The sequence below is a fragment of the Sphingobium tyrosinilyticum genome, from assembly GCF_042654265.1.
GTDB classification, from domain to species: domain Bacteria; phylum Pseudomonadota; class Alphaproteobacteria; order Sphingomonadales; family Sphingomonadaceae; genus Sphingobium; species Sphingobium tyrosinilyticum.
The window spans coordinates 212895-227147 of record NZ_JBHSFZ010000006.1; the positions used below are offsets into that span (position 1 = coordinate 212895).

Sequence of the window (14253 nt, forward strand, 5' to 3'; positions counted from 1 at the left end):
CCATGTATCGTTACGACAGCTACGACCAGTCCATCGTTGACGCACGCGTCGAGGAATTTCGTGATCAGGTGCAGCGGCGCCTGGCCGGTCAGTTGACTGAGGATCAATTCAAGCCCCTGCGGCTGATGAATGGCCTCTATCTGCAGCTCCACGCCTATATGCTGCGCGTAGCCATTCCCTATGGCACGCTGAATGCGCGGCAAATGCGCAAGCTGGGCGAGATCGCGCGTAAATATGACAAGGGCTACGGCCATTTCACGACGCGTACGAATTTGCAGTATAATTGGATCAAGCTGGCCGACGCGCCGGACATCCTGGCAGAGTTGGCGACGGTCGAGATGCACGCCATCCAGACCAGCGGCAACTGCATCCGCAATATCTCTTCTGACCAATATGCAGGGGTATCAGCGGACGAAGTAGCCGACCCACGTCCTTGGGCGGAGCTGCTGCGTCAGTGGTCGACCTTCCATCCGGAATTCACCTATCTGCCACGCAAGTTCAAGATCTGCGTGATCGCGTCCGAAGAGGATCGTGCGGCGATGAAGCTGCACGATATCGGCCTAAAGCTGGTGTCGCGCGATGGGCAGGTAGGCGCGGAAGTCTATGCCGGTGGCGGTATGGGCCGTACGCCGATGGTTGCGCCGCAAATCAGGGACTTCGTGCCCGAAGATGAGATCGTGCCTTATCTGGAAGCGTGCCTGCGCGTCTATAACCGTTACGGCCGCCGCGATAACAAATACAAGGCGCGGATCAAGATCCTGGTCCATGAACTGGGGGTCGAGGAATATAAGCGCCAGGTGGAGGAAGAATTCGCGCATATGCGGATCCTCGGCCTCAATCCGCCGGTCGAAGAGCTGAATCGTATCCGGCCTTTCTTCGCCAACCCGGCCTATGAGCAGGGTTTGAGCGATGATCTCGATCGCACCGATCCGGCCTTCGCGCTGTGGGTTGACCGTCAGGTCGCAGCCCACAAGCAGCCCGGTTATGCCATCGTCAACATCAGCCTGAAGCCGCGCGGCGGCATTCCAGGCGATGCTTCGGCGGAACAGATCGAACTGGTGGCGGATCTGGCGGAGACTTATTCGCTTGACGAACTGCGCGTCACGCATGCGCAGAACCTGGTCCTGCCGCATGTGAAGAAGGCGAATCTCCACGCCATCTGGCAAAAGCTGGATGAGGCTGGGCTGGCCGAGGCCAATCTGGACCTGATCACTGACATCATCGCCTGCCCCGGCCTCGACTATTGCAGCCTCGCCAATGCGCGGTCGATCCCGCTGGCGCAGAAACTGTCGGAGCGGTTCGCCGCGGCAGACCGGCAGAAGGATCTGGGCGAACTGAAGGTCAAGATTTCCGGCTGCATCAACGCTTGCGGCCACCATCATGCCGGCCATATCGGCGTGCTGGGCGTGGACCGGAAGGGCGTGGAGAATTTCCAGCTCTCTCTCGGGGGATCGGGCGCGGAAGATGCGAGCGTCGGTCAGATCACCGGCCCCGGCTTCTCCGAGGACGGCGTGGTGGACGCGATCGAGAAGGTGACGGACCTCTATCTTGCCCAGCGCGAGGAAGGCGAACGCTTTCTCGATACCTATCGCCGTCTTGGCATGAAGCCCTTCAAGGAGGCGATCTATGGTTGAGTTCCTGTCTTTCCGCGACGGTGAAGCCGCGCAGGAGCCCGCCGTGACGGTCGAATCCTTCACGGGCCAGTCCAACTCGACCGCCGTTCGGATCGAAGCGGGCGAGGATGCGCGCGAATTGCTGCCCTATATTGACCGCCTGTCGCTGGTTGAGGTGAACTTCCCGGCCTATGGCGACGGGCGTGGCTATTCTGCGGCGCGTATCCTGCGTGAGGCCGGATATCAGGGCGAACTGCGTGCCGTCGGCGATGTACTCGTCGATCAGCTTGTCGCGATGCGCCGCTGCGGTTTCGACAGCTTCCGGCCCGACAAGGCGCTGGACGATGCCGCCGTGGAGCGTGCGCTCAATCGTTATGCCGACGTCTATCAAAAGACCGTCGATGGCCGCAGCCCGGTTTGGGCAAAGCGGCACCCGGAGAGTGTGAATGGCTGAACCAGCCCGCCAGCTTGACGTCATAGACGCCCGCCCCGCCTTTACCCAGGCAGATGCCGATGCGCTCAATGCGCGGTTCGAAGGTGTGGATGCGCTGACCATGCTGAAAACCGTCTTCGCCGAAGGGCTGGCTGGCAAGGTTGCTGTCGTATCGTCTTTCGGCACCGAGAGCGCCGTGCTGCTTGACCTAGTGGCAAGGGCGGACAAGACCGTTCCCGTGATCTTCGTCGATACGCTCAAGATGTTTGCAGAGACGCTGAACTATCGCGACACGCTTATCGCGCGACTGGGCTTCACAGACAGCCGTTCGGTGGTGCCCGATCTTGATGTGCTGGCGAAGAAGGACGAGACGGGCCTGCGCTGGTCTTACGATCCCGACGGCTGCTGCGACATCCGCAAGGTTGAGCCGATGAACCGTGCCAAGCAGGGATTGGACGCATGGATTTCCGGGCGCAAAGCGTTCCAATCGACCACGCGCCAGAATATGCCGCGCTTCGAGATTGAGGATGGTCGGCTGAAGATCAATCCGCTGGGAGATTGGGCCAAGGACGACCTTGAAGCCTATTTCGCGGAACATGACCTGCCGCGCCACCCTCTAGAAGCGCAAGGCTATCTGTCAGTAGGCTGCGAGCCGTGCACATCCAAGGTGCTGCCGGGCGAAGACCCGCGTGCAGGACGCTGGCGGGGTTGGGACAAGGTGGAGTGCGGGATCCACTCGCCGATCACTCCCATTCCGGTTCCGGTTGTCGATCCGGATGATCCGGCTAACCAGCCAGTGTTCTGAGGCGCGGTCCATGGTTCGTCTCGTTTCGACCGAGCCATGGCGCCGCCGCTCCTGGTAAGATAGTGTCGCGCCCGGAACAAATGGCGGGAGAGACATATGGCCGTGGAGTTGAAGATCCTTACATGGAGTTGCGCACTGCTGCTCGTGCATATTTTTGCGGCGGCGCATCTCAAGACACGGCAATATGGCGTTAAATGGAACATGGGCGCGCGGGACGAGACGCTTCCGCCGCTTAATCCGCTCGCCGGGAGGCTGGTGCGAGCGCAAGCCAATTTCATGGAGACCTATCCCGTGGCCATTGTGGGTCTGCTGGGGGCAGTGATCGCCGGACAAACAAGCGAAATGACGGCGATCGGCGGCTGGCTATGGCTGGCAGCCCGCGCGGTCTATCTCCCCCTCTACGGCATAGGCGTGCCTGTTGTGCGGACGCTGGCCTATGGTGTCAGCATGGTCGGCTTGGCTCTCGTGTTCGGAGCGTTCGTCAGCGGCTGAGCGATTTGCTCGTCATTCGTTCGAGCGCATCGGCCACGGCGGTCATTCCCGCCAGGTTGGGGTGATAGGGGGCGAAGGACGAACTGCCTGTCGCTTTGATGAAACCGTTCATCCAGGGATCTGCCGCGCAGGCATCATGCCCGCGGCTGAGCGAAGATGCTGCCAGTATCTCAGCACCCGCGTCGTGGGCCACCTTGGCTGTCAGCGCTGCGAGGCGGCTCGCGATCATCCGGCTCCTGTCGGCCTGCTCGGGCGACAATGGTGCTGCTGCACATTGTCCGTGGTCCGGGAGAACCGTCGGATAATCGACAAGAATTATGCGGGCGTTCGGTGCCCGGCGTCGCATTTCGGCAAGCAGCTTGCGCATATCGGCTTCGAGCTTCTGCCATTTCTGCTCGGTGGGTTCCGGCACGGTCATGCACGCCTTGCCGTTCATCGGCTGGCATGACGCGGCCATGATGCCACCAATATAGCCCATATCATTGCCGCCGATGGTCGCGGTTATCAGCGATGTGTCAGGGGTGAGCGCGTCAAGCTGCGGAGGCAGTTCGGACCAGGGACCAAGAAGATGAGCCGTAGTCGCAGCACTACAGCTTACGTCGATCAGCCGAAGTCCCTTTTTTCGCGCGAGTTGATGCGCATAATTATCGATAGATCGAGCGCAGCGCGTGGGCGGCGTGTCCGCCGGTTTGCTGATCCCTGGCCCGGCCGCGAAAGAGCTGCCAATGGCCACATAGATGTCACCCGGCGCCAGAGATCGCCTGCCAGCGCCTGGTTCTAGGGTCATGCAGCCCGGCAGGCCGAGCGCCACAGCGCAGGCGGAGATTATCCGCCCGATTTTATTCATAATCGCCCATATATCCACCGTCGGCGAGGTCGGAGAAGCGGGTGATCTTGGCATCGAACTTCATGCGGATGCGGCCGGTGGAGCCATGGCGCTGCTTTGCCACGATCAGCTCGGCAAGGCCGTAGATCCGCTCCATTTCCTGCGCCCACTCGAGATGCTCGGAGCTTTCCTTATTCCCCGGCTCTTTGGCTGCGACATAATAGTCTTCACGGAACACGAACCAGACCATATCCGCGTCCTGTTCGATCGAGCCGGATTCGCGCAGGTCCGATAGCTGCGGGCGCTTGTCCTCGCGCTGCTCGACGGCGCGGCTGAGCTGCGATAGGGCTAGAACTGGAACGTTAAGTTCCTTCGCCAAAGTCTTTAAACCACGAGATATCTCGGAAATTTCTTGCACGCGGTTGTCGCTGCCCCTCCCACTACCCTGAAGCAGTTGGAGATAATCGACGATGACCAAGCCGATGTCGTGGCGGCGTTTCAGACGGCGGGCGCGGGTGCGTAGGGCAGCGATGGTGAGGCCGGGCGTGTCGTCGATAAAAAGCGGCAGCTCCTGGAGATCGCGCGCGGCGCGGGAGAGATTCTGGAAGTCAGCGCGGCTGATCTTGCCCATGCGAAGTGCTTCACCGCTAATGCCCGACTGCTCGGCGAGAACGCGGGTAGCCAACTGGTCGGCCGACATTTCCAGGCTGAAGAAAGCCGTCTTTGCGCCCATATTTTTTTCAGGCGGGATGCCGTCGCCATTATCCCGCATCCAGCGGGAGGCAGCGTTATAGGCAATGTTGGTAGCGAGCGAGGTTTTGCCCATGCCAGGGCGCCCAGCCAGGATCATAAGGTCCGAATTGTGGAGGCCGCCGATCTTCTCATTGAGACTAGCCAGCCCTGTCGTGATGCCCGAAACATGACCGCCGCTGTTCAGCGCCCGTTCTGCGACCTGAACGGCCATGGTGGTAGCGGTGGCGAAGCTCTTGACGGAGCCGGTCTCCCCCTCGCCCTCCGACACCTTATAGAGCGCAACTTCGGCCTGCTCGATCTGCTCGCGGGGATTGACATCCTCGCTAGTATCCAAAGCGTTTTCAACAAGTTCACGGCCAACATTAACAAGCTGACGCAGCAAGGCCAGGTCATAGATTTGGCTGGCGAAGTCGCGTGCGCCCAGAAGCGCCGCACCATTGCCCGTCAGCTGGGCGAGATAGCCGACGCCGCCCAGCTCCTTGAGCGCCGGGTCCTGTTCCAGCAGCGGCTTCAATGTCACGGGATTGGCGATCATGTCGCGTTCCACCAGCTTCATGACCGATTCATAGATGCGGCCGTGGAGCGGCTCGAAGAAATGCTCTGGCTTCAGCTTGAGCTGCACGTCCTCGGCGATTCGATTGTCGATCATCAGTGCGCCAAGCAGCGCCGCCTCCGCCTCCACATTGCGAGGGAGTTCGGGCACGCCTGCTTCCGCGGCGGGGTTTATCTGCACCAGTTCGACCATGCGCTTCTCATCGCCTTCGCAGCGGTCCGGCGCAAGGGGCAAGCTACGAGGCGATCGGCAAAACTGTGGAGAACTCCGCTTGCTTTTCGGCGGCCGCAGCAGCAGGGACTATGAGCCCATGACCGACCCGCGCATCATAGATATCACGCTCGACGAGCGGACGATCCTGTGGCGCAATGCGGATGTCGAGCAGGAACGGCGGATCGCGATTTTCGATCTGCTGGAGGACAATCATTTCGAGCCGCAGCGCGCTCACCCCGACGGCTATGCCGGACCCTATCGCGTGCTGCTGCGCGTCGAAGAAGGCCGACTGGTGATCGAGATCAAGCGGGAAGATGGGGAACCGCTGGAGGCCATCATCCTAAGTCTCGGGCGGTTCCGGCGGCCGATCCGCGAATATTTCGCCATTTGCGACAGCTATTATCAGGCAATCAGCAACGCGTCGCCCCAGCAGATTGAAACGGTGGACATGGCGCGCCGCGCCATTCACAATGATGCGGCGGACATGCTGATCGATCGGCTCGAGGGGAAGATCAAGGTCGATTTCGATACGGCACGCCGCTTGTTCACGCTGATCTGCGTGCTGCATATCAAGGGGTAAGGGGACATTCGTCAGGGTTCTTCCGGCCAGTTTCTGGTCCGCATCTTTGCGGGCGCGGCTATCATCGCTCTGCTGGCGGTGATGCTGTGGGCCTATGCGTGTCGCTGGGCACCGGAGCGCGACGTCTATCCGGTTCAGGGTGTGGCGGTAGCGGCCGGCAATGGCCGTATCGATTGGGGTACTCTGGCAGCCAATGGCGTGGATTTCGCCTATATCCGCGCGGCCGAGGGGGCGGAGGGACGCGATCCCGCCTTTGCGCGCAACTGGTCGGCGGCGCGCTCTTCCGGGCTGCGCTATGGGGCGGTGCTCGACTTCAGCCTCTGCAAGCGTGCGGCCGAGCAGGCGACACGCTTCATCACCACCGTGCCTCGCGACAATGCCGCTTTGCCTCCGGTGATCAGGCTGGCGTTCGATCCGTCCTGCACAGCACGACCGGGTCGGGACGCGGTGCTGTCCGAACTCAACACATTGGTGAACCTTATCGAAAGCAATGCCGGCAAGCCTGCCTTGATCAATGTTTCCAACGACTTCGAGGAAGAATATGACATCGCGTCTGGGATCAACCGGACGCTGTGGCTGGATGGCAATTTCTTTCCGCCTGATTATGCGACGCGTAAATGGGTGATGTGGACCGCCAATGACATGCGGCATATCGATGGGGTTGAAGGGCCGGTAAGATGGGGCGTGGTAGCGCCATGAGCGTGGACGAGGCCGTCAAAGAGTTGGTCGAGGCGGCGCAGTTGGCGAAGGGGAACGCCTATGCCCCCTATAGCCGCTTTGCTGTTGGGGCTGCCGTACGGTTGACGGATGGCACGATCATCGGCGCGGCAAATTTCGAAAATGCCAGCTATGGCCTCTCGCTCTGTGCTGAAACGGTGGCTCTTGCAGCGGCCAATGCGCAAGGGCGGCTGGGCGACGTAGAGGCGATCGCAGTGGTTGGCGGAGATACCGCGCCCGTGACCCCGTGCGGCAGATGCCGCCAGATATTGAACGAGGCGGAGCAGGTGGCGGCACGGCCGATCGCCATCTATTGTGCAACGCGCGGCGATGATTCTGTGGTCACGTACAGCGTCGCTGAACTTCTGCCTTTTGCATTTGGAACCAAAGACTTAGGCTGTACTTCTTCAAGGACGAGTCAAGAATAGCATGTCGATCTTGTCGGATAAATGGATACGCGAACAGGCCCTCTCCCATGGCATGATCGAGCCTTTCGTGGAGAGCCAGCGACGTGACGGTTGCATCAGCTACGGCCTTTCGTCCTACGGCTATGATGCGCGCGTAGCGGATGAGTTCAAAATCTTCACCAATGTCGATAGCGCAGTCGTCGATCCGAAGGACTTCGCGGCGAACAGCTTTGTCGATCGCAAAACCAGCTGCTGCATCATCCCCCCCAACAGCTTCGCTCTGGCCCGGACGGTCGAATATTTCCGGGTGCCGCGCGATGTCCTGGTCATCTGCCTAGGCAAATCCACCTATGCCCGCTGCGGCATCATCGTGAATGTGACACCGCTGGAGCCAGGCTGGGAAGGGCATGTGACACTGGAATTTTCCAACACCACCCCCCTGCCCGCGAAAATCTACGCCAATGAGGGCGCGTGCCAGTTCCTATTCCTGAAAGGCAATGAGCCGTGCGAGGTCAGCTACGCCGACCGGGCCGGAAAATATATGGGGCAGCAAGGCGTCACATTGCCGCGACTCTGACAAGCATGCGAAGATCGAGCTTATGTTTTCCATGCGCGACCCACCATGCTGAAATTCCTCCGCCGCAGAGAAGCGCCGCGTCCCCTGCCCAGCCTCGGTGAGGACCGGCGCGTCTATGCGGTCGGCGACATACATGGCCGCCTAGACCTTTTCGACCAACTGCTTGAGTTGATCGAACGAGACGATGCCCGGCGCCACCCCCTGCCCTGCCATCTCATCCTGCTCGGCGATTTGGTGGATCGAGGTCCGCACTCAGCACAGATGGTCGAGCGGGCGATGGCGCTGCAGGACGTAACCGAGAAGGTGCACTTCATCAAGGGCAACCATGAGGAAGTGTTCGTCAGCGCAGCACGCGGAAGCTCCCAATATGCGGGCTATTGCCGACGGATTGGCGGTGTTCAAACGCTGGCCAGCTACGGGCTCGACGTTGGATCATCAGAACGAATGACCGACGAGGACGTGGCGTCATGGATGCTCAATCACGTGCCGCGAAGCCATGTGGATTTTCTGGACCGGTTCGAAGATATGCTAACGATGGGCGATTATCTGTTCGTTCATGCAGGGATTAGACCCGGCTTGCCGCTGCAGGCGCAAACAGCTGCGGACTTGCACTGGATCCGCAGCGAATTTTTGAACCATAGGGGCGATCATGGATATGTCGTGGTCCATGGCCACAGCATCAGGGCCAAAGTTGACGAAAAGCCCAACCGCATCGGCATCGATACTGGAGCATGGAGCAGCGGCAAGCTGACCGCCATCGGCTTGCAGGGAACAGAGCGCTGGTTCCTGCAAACCTAGGCCGAAGCAAAAAGAGGCCCCGACAAGCTCAGTCCGAATGGGGGGACCCGACCTAACAAAGCCTAGCGCCAACCTTTCGCCTTGGCGGCAGCTTCTCCCGCAGCGTCGGCAGGCGCACCTTCGATCAGGGCATCAACTGTGGCTGTGACGCGAGCATCAGTGGAGGAAGCCTGGCGATAATCGTTTGTAGGGCCCTTCCCCGATATCAGTTGCTGGACTTGCCAGCCTTTGGTTTCACGGCAGGCTACTCCAGAAAGGGCGCTGCCCTCGAAGCTGCGGCACCAGCCGCCGCCCTTCCTCTGAAAGCTGAGTCCAATGCGGACGCCTGAGTCCTGCGGGACGGAGGCAAGTTGGGTATCGAGAGCGGAAGCGAGTTGCCCTTGTGCCATCATGACGCCATTGCTGACGGCAACGGGCCCTGCGGGGCCGCTTGAGATACGGCCGATACCCAGGCCCAGCAACAGGCTGGCGGCGATCGCGCCGCCAATGCTCCAACTGCGCCAGCGGGGCGCTGCGGGACTGACCAAGGAAACAACCTTGGCGCTGTCTTCCAGCAGCGTGCGCATTGCCGGCGGCACCGGCTCGGCCTCGATCGGGGCATAATAGCTCGAAAGACGCGTGCGCAAGCGGCGGTGCATCTCCAGGCGTTCGGCGAGAGCGGAGTCTTCCGCCACCGCGCGATCGATGCGGCGACGGGTCACCTCGTCCAGTTCCCCATCGACCCAGGCGATCAGCATGGCTTCATCAATGTCGGTCATGCCGCTTCCCCCAACAGTTCAAGTAGGGCGCCGCGCCCCCGCACCATACGCGAGGTGAGCGTGCCCATCGGGATGCCCAGAACCTCCGCCGCTTCCTTGTAAGACAGGCCCTCAACGAGCACGAGCGCAATGGCTTCGCGCTGCTCGTCCGGCAGAGCGTGCATCGCGCGATCGACGTCGGAGAGCATGACATGCGCCTCCACATCCCGGTCGCCGGCATGACCGACATGCTCGCCCGCCTCTTCCGGTGCAAAGGTCCGGGCGGCGCGCTGCCGCGAACGGCCCTCATCAATCCAGACATTACGCATGATCCGATACATCCAGCTGTCCAATCTCGTACCCGGCTGCCATTGATCGCGCGCCCGCAGCGCCTTTTCCAGCGCCGCCTGGCACAGATCGTCGCCGTCGGCACGGTCCCGCGAGAGGCTGGCGGCAAAGCGCCGCAGCCGGGGCAGGATCGCCAACAGATCGCTCTCGAATGACATCCGTTCTCCATTACATGGTCGAAGGATGAAACGGCCCTGCCCAAGCGTTTCATCCCTAAAGCCACATCATCTATCGGAATTTTTTCGCGATGAAGCATTTTGCGGAGGACAGGATCGAAAAATTCGCGTCTGCGCAAGGCGAGAGTAAAGAGGCTGATATGAGATTGGGACGAACCTGGATCGCCGTTGGCTTACTGCTGGCCGGGCCCGGTGCGCAGGCGCAATTATTGCCTTCTCCGGGCGGTGGGCTTGGACAGACGGCGGGCGTGGTACCCAACTTACTCAATCGGGTGGACGGGACGCTGGATGAAGATGGGCCGGACCGGCTAAACCCGGCGCGGCTGGCCGAACGGCTTACTGCGGCACGGGCAGCGCGTATCGGCGACTTGCTGCGGCGGCATGGCGACAGCATCGAACTGGACGACCGGCGTGAGCCCGCGCGGCGTGGCGTCATCCTGCTGACCGGCGCGAAAACAACCAGCATCGAGGCGCTACGCGGTGCAGGCTATGGCGTTGAGAGCGAGGCGCTGGAGGGCATTGAACTTCCCGTCACCCGCCTGATGGTCCCGCAGGGACGCAGCCTGCCGCGCGCGTTGAAGCAAGTGCGATCAATCGCCCCCGAAGCCCAAGCGAGCGCAGACAACCTGTATTTCCCCAGCGGCGTACTGACTATGGCGACAGCCGCGACGCTGGCGGGCGCAGGGTCCGTGCGCGGGCGCGCGGTGGGCTTGATCGATGGCGGGGTTGCGCGGCACGCGTCCCTGACCGGCGAGGTCGAGCAGCGCGGCTTTGTTCGCGGGGCGCCAAAGGCCAGTTCGCACGGAACAGCCGTAGCCTCCCTGATCAGCGGGACCGGAATTGTTCGCGGCGCAGCGCCCGGCGCGCCGCTACTGGCAGCAGATGTCTATGGCGATGATCCGGCTGGCGGGAGCGCTTTCGCGATAGCCCGCGCGTTGGGCTGGATGGCGGCGCGAGGCGTCCCTGTCGTGACGGTGAGCTTGGTCGGACCAGACAATCCGCTGCTAGCTGGGGCGATACGGCTCGCCCGAGACAAGGGCGTCGCAATAGTAGCGGCCGTAGGGAATGATGGGCCTGCCGCTCCCCCCGCCTATCCCGCTTCCTACCCCGATGTAGTGGCCGTAACGGGCATAGATGGACGCGGGCGTCTGCTGCCAGAGGCGGGGCGCGCGCGCCACGTGGACTTTGCCGCACCGGGCGCCGACATGAATGCGGCTCGTAGCGATGGCGGCAAGGGACGGGTGCGCGGTACGTCTTTCGCAGCTCCCCTGGTGGCGGGACGTCTCTTTGCGGCGGGAAATATCGGCGCGCTGCGGATCGAGGCCAAGCCCGGCCAACGCGAGTTTGGCCGGGGCGTGATCTGTGGAAATTGCAGAAATATCGATTGATTTTCATTGGTTTGAGAAATTTTTTGCGAGGCTTGGGATTAAACTGAAAGTGCGTCCCGTTCTCTTTTCATCGGATCGACAACGAACAAGGAGACGATCGATGAAAGCGAAGTTTTTTCTTGCCACAGCCTTCCTCGCCGCGCTGACGACGGCCCCTGCTTCCGCCCAACTGCTTGGCGGCGGCGGTGGACTGGGTGGCGGTCTTGGCGGTACGCTGGGTGGCGTTGGCGGATCGCTCGGCGGCACGCTGGGCGGATCAGGCGGCGTCGGCCTCGATCGCAGCATCGACTTGCAGAATGGCCGGGTTAGCGCGAACGGCTCCGGTTCTGGCCGGGCCGACGGCTCAGCAGCCGGTTCAATCAGCCGCAAGGGCAAGAGCCGCAGCGCGAACGCATCGGGTTCGGCAAGCGGATCGGCAAGCGGCGGTCTGACTGCCGACACGCTGGGCACCAATGATGTGGCCAATGCTGTGGGCAGCGTGCGTGACAGCGCCAGCCAGACAGCAGGCGCCACTCGGGACCGCGCGGTGACCGCCACCGCGGCAGCCCAGGGACAGGCGAGCGCCACTGCACAAGCGGCGCGTAACCGCGCCACCACGGCAGCTAACGGCGCGGGTAGCGCAGCAGGCAGCGCGACGGGCGCCGCTCAATCTGGCGCGAGCAACGCGGGTGGTAATGCGGGTAATGCGCTGAACGGCGCGGCTTCACTCAGCGCTGCCGGACAGCTTTCGGGAAGCGGGCAAGCCTTCGGGTCGAACGATGGCGCGTCCTCCGGTCAGACGGAAGAATAACCCTTTGCGGGGCGGCTCCCCCCACCTGACGGGCTTTCAGCCCGCCCCTCTCCGCCCCACCGTCTGACAAGGCAGGGCCGGTGATCTCGACGGATCACCGGCCCTTTTTTTCGCGCTTTCCCAACGAAAAAAGCCGGCAGTCCTTCGAGGACGACCGGCTTTTTCTACACTTGCAAGAAGCTATTTGATCAGGCCACCTTAGTGGCGAAGTCCACCGCCTCATCCGGATCACGCAGCACATAACCACGGCCCCAGACAGTCTCGATATAATTGTCGCCGCCACAGGCCAGCGCGAGCTTCTTGCGCAGCTTGCAGATGAAGACGTCGATGATCTTGAGTTCAGGTTCGTCCATGCCGCCATAGAGATGATTGAGGAACATTTCCTTGGTCAGTGTCGTGCCTTTGCGGAGCGAGAGCAGCTCCAGCATCGCATATTCCTTGCCGGTCAAATGGACGCGGTTACCATCGACTTCCACCGTCTTGGCGTCCAGGTTCACCGCCAGCTTGCCGGTGCGGATGACCGACTGCGAATGCCCCTTGGATCGGCGGACCACAGCGTGAATACGGGCGATCAACTCTTCGCGATGGAAGGGCTTGGTCACGTAATCGTCAGCGCCGAAGCCGAAGGAACGGACCTTGCTGTCCATCTCTGCAATGCCCGACAGGATCAACACCGGCGTCTGCACTTTGGCCGCGCGGAGCTTCTTCAGCACGTCGTAGCCGTGCATGTCCGGCAGGTTGAGGTCCAGGCAGATGATGTCGTAGTCATACAGCTTGCCGAGATCGAGGCCCTCTTCGCCCAGGTCGGTTGTGTAGACATTAAAGCCTTCGGTCGTGAGCATCAGCTCGATCGCCTTGGCTGTGGTCGGTTCGTCTTCGATTAGCAGAACGCGCATGTGAAGCCCCTGTCCTTGCAGATCCCGTCAACCCCTCAGAACGGCGTCTGCTCCAATTCATTAACCAAAAAACTTCTGAAGGACAAAGGTTAATTTTTCGCTAACCCGCAGAAATCCACGAGTCGTGCGGAATTGAATCTATTTCAAAAGATTTTCAACCGAAGTGATTCAAATTGAGTCAAGATGGATTCGCCTGTGCAACGATGCTCAGCAACCATGATGTTCCGCGATGAAATCAAGTAGCGCCTGCACACGAGCGGGCCGTAGTCGGGATGGCGGCGTCACCAGGTGCAGGCCCAAAGGCGGCGGCCTCCAGTCGATCAATATTTCTTCCAACTCGCCCGATGCCAGCGCGTCTCCGACAATAAAATCGGGGAGCCTCGCAATGCCGATCCCCGCGCGAAGAGCCGGCAACATCGCCTCACCACTGTTGACCGTGATCCGTGCCCTTACCTGGATGGTGACATTCTGCTGCCCTGGCCCAGAGAAACGCCACACGTCGGGCGTCGGGACATTTGCGTAGCAAAGGCAATCATGATCGCTGAGATCCGCGGGATGCGCTGGGCGCCCGCGCTCTGCCAGATAATCAGGCGAGGCGATGAGGTGCATGTTGACGTCGGCGAGACGCCGCGCGCGGAGTGAACTGTCGGGCATGTCCGCGATGCGGATGGTCGCGTCCAGCCCCATGTCGATCATGTCGATGCGCGCGTCGGAAAGGTGGAGGTCCACATTGACGGCCGGGTGAAGCTTGGTGAATTCGGCGATCAGGGGAGCGACGCGAAACAGGCCGAAGGTCATGGGTGCGCCAAGGCGAACCGTGCCCGAAAGTTCGGCTGTGTCGTCCCGCGCCGCTTCCTCGGCGGCCTGTCCCTCGGCCAGGATGCGGGCAGCATGGTCGGCCAGGCGCTTCCCGCTTTCGGTAAGGGCGAGACGACGGCTGGTACGGCTGAACAGGCTGGTCTCCAGATGCTGTTCAAGGCGAGTGACCGCTTTCGACACGGTGGCCTTGGAAACGCTCAGCGCCTTGGCGGCATCCGTAAAGCTGCGGTGCTCCACCACGGCAGCAAAAATGGCCCAGGCTTCAAAGTCGGGAAGACGCATAAGGAAACAATCCGTTTCAATGCTGCTTATTTCAGAAACGATCCTGATAG

The 14253-nt window shown here is 61.3% G+C and carries 17 protein-coding genes; 11 read left to right on the forward strand and 6 right to left on the reverse strand.

Features of this window, described 5'->3' with window-relative positions:
* Positions 1 to 2: 2 nt before the first annotated feature.
* The 4 genes from ACFO3E_RS05420 to ACFO3E_RS05435 all read left to right on the forward strand — a co-directional run bounded on the left by ACFO3E_RS05420 (position 3) and on the right by ACFO3E_RS05435 (position 3343).
* Positions 3 to 1634 (forward strand): nitrite/sulfite reductase, encoded by a 1632-nt coding sequence (locus ACFO3E_RS05420; protein WP_380802944.1) that lies wholly within the window; start codon positions 3 to 5, stop codon positions 1632 to 1634.
* Positions 1627 to 2067 (forward strand): DUF934 domain-containing protein, encoded by a 441-nt coding sequence (locus ACFO3E_RS05425; RefSeq protein WP_066524073.1) that lies wholly within the window; start codon positions 1627 to 1629, stop codon positions 2065 to 2067. Before ACFO3E_RS05420 ends, ACFO3E_RS05425 begins: the two co-directional genes overlap by 8 nt.
* Positions 2060 to 2851 (forward strand): phosphoadenylyl-sulfate reductase, encoded by a 792-nt coding sequence (locus ACFO3E_RS05430; RefSeq protein ID WP_066524074.1) that lies wholly within the window; start codon positions 2060 to 2062, stop codon positions 2849 to 2851. Before ACFO3E_RS05425 ends, ACFO3E_RS05430 begins: the two co-directional genes overlap by 8 nt.
* A gap of 96 nt (positions 2852 to 2947) precedes the next feature.
* Positions 2948 to 3343: an MAPEG family protein gene (locus ACFO3E_RS05435; RefSeq protein WP_380802947.1), complete on the forward strand. Its 396-nt coding sequence runs from the start codon at positions 2948 to 2950 to the stop codon at positions 3341 to 3343.
* Here the strand turns inward: ACFO3E_RS05435 and ACFO3E_RS05440 are convergent.
* Both ACFO3E_RS05440 and ACFO3E_RS05445 read right to left on the reverse strand, forming a co-directional pair.
* A complete protein-coding gene (locus ACFO3E_RS05440) occupies positions 3333 to 4190 on the reverse strand; it encodes an SGNH/GDSL hydrolase family protein (protein WP_380802949.1) in 858 nt (285 codons plus the stop codon). The two genes, ACFO3E_RS05435 and ACFO3E_RS05440, sit on opposite strands and share 11 nt — an antisense overlap.
* Positions 4183 to 5667 (reverse strand): replicative DNA helicase, encoded by a 1485-nt coding sequence (locus tag ACFO3E_RS05445; RefSeq protein ID WP_380803081.1) that lies wholly within the window; start codon positions 5665 to 5667, stop codon positions 4183 to 4185. The genes ACFO3E_RS05440 and ACFO3E_RS05445 overlap by 8 nt, the downstream gene beginning before the upstream one ends.
* Positions 5668 to 5785: 118 nt before the next feature.
* Here ACFO3E_RS05445 and ACFO3E_RS05450 point away from each other — a divergent pair, with 118 nt between their 5' ends.
* From ACFO3E_RS05450 to ACFO3E_RS05470, 5 genes are all read left to right on the forward strand, one after another.
* On the forward strand, positions 5786 to 6268 hold the full coding sequence (locus ACFO3E_RS05450) for a UPF0262 family protein (RefSeq protein WP_066528531.1): 483 nt from the start codon (positions 5786 to 5788) through the stop codon (positions 6266 to 6268).
* Positions 6269 to 6349: 81 nt separating this feature from the next.
* On the forward strand, positions 6350 to 6967 hold the full coding sequence (locus ACFO3E_RS05455) for a GH25 family lysozyme (protein WP_066524080.1): 618 nt from the start codon (positions 6350 to 6352) through the stop codon (positions 6965 to 6967).
* Complete coding sequence (locus ACFO3E_RS05460) at positions 6964 to 7413, forward strand: cytidine deaminase (RefSeq protein ID WP_066528534.1); 450 nt, start codon at positions 6964 to 6966, stop codon at positions 7411 to 7413. Before ACFO3E_RS05455 ends, ACFO3E_RS05460 begins: the two co-directional genes overlap by 4 nt.
* Before the next feature lies 1 nt (position 7414).
* Positions 7415 to 7969: a dCTP deaminase gene (dcd, locus tag ACFO3E_RS05465; RefSeq protein WP_066524082.1), complete on the forward strand. Its 555-nt coding sequence runs from the start codon at positions 7415 to 7417 to the stop codon at positions 7967 to 7969.
* A gap of 45 nt (positions 7970 to 8014) precedes the next feature.
* Complete coding sequence (locus ACFO3E_RS05470) at positions 8015 to 8767, forward strand: metallophosphoesterase family protein (RefSeq protein ID WP_380802953.1); 753 nt, start codon at positions 8015 to 8017, stop codon at positions 8765 to 8767.
* A 62-nt stretch (positions 8768 to 8829) separates the two neighbouring features.
* Here ACFO3E_RS05470 and ACFO3E_RS05475 read toward each other — a convergent pair whose 3' ends face one another.
* Both ACFO3E_RS05475 and ACFO3E_RS05480 read right to left on the reverse strand, forming a co-directional pair.
* Entirely contained in the window at positions 8830 to 9525 is a 696-nt protein-coding gene (locus tag ACFO3E_RS05475) for an anti-sigma factor family protein (RefSeq protein ID WP_380802955.1), read from the reverse strand.
* Complete coding sequence (locus ACFO3E_RS05480; RefSeq protein ID WP_380802958.1) at positions 9522 to 10010, reverse strand: RNA polymerase sigma factor; 489 nt, start codon at positions 10008 to 10010, stop codon at positions 9522 to 9524. Before ACFO3E_RS05480 ends, ACFO3E_RS05475 begins: the two co-directional genes overlap by 4 nt.
* A gap of 158 nt (positions 10011 to 10168) precedes the next feature.
* Here ACFO3E_RS05480 and ACFO3E_RS05485 point away from each other — a divergent pair, with 158 nt between their 5' ends.
* Both ACFO3E_RS05485 and ACFO3E_RS05490 read left to right on the forward strand, forming a co-directional pair.
* Positions 10169 to 11416: a S8 family serine peptidase gene (locus ACFO3E_RS05485; RefSeq protein WP_380802961.1), complete on the forward strand. Its 1248-nt coding sequence runs from the start codon at positions 10169 to 10171 to the stop codon at positions 11414 to 11416.
* 100 nt (positions 11417 to 11516) lie between these two features.
* A complete protein-coding gene (locus ACFO3E_RS05490; protein WP_380802964.1) occupies positions 11517 to 12206 on the forward strand; it encodes a hypothetical protein in 690 nt (229 codons plus the stop codon).
* 188 nt (positions 12207 to 12394) lie between these two features.
* Here ACFO3E_RS05490 and ctrA read toward each other — a convergent pair whose 3' ends face one another.
* Together ctrA and ACFO3E_RS05500 are read right to left on the reverse strand one after the other, a co-directional pair.
* A complete protein-coding gene (gene ctrA, locus ACFO3E_RS05495) occupies positions 12395 to 13102 on the reverse strand; it encodes a response regulator transcription factor CtrA (RefSeq protein ID WP_066524089.1) in 708 nt (235 codons plus the stop codon).
* A 207-nt stretch (positions 13103 to 13309) separates the two neighbouring features.
* On the reverse strand, positions 13310 to 14203 hold the full coding sequence (locus ACFO3E_RS05500) for a LysR family transcriptional regulator (RefSeq protein WP_380802967.1): 894 nt from the start codon (positions 14201 to 14203) through the stop codon (positions 13310 to 13312).
* Positions 14204 to 14253 lie beyond the last annotated feature (50 nt).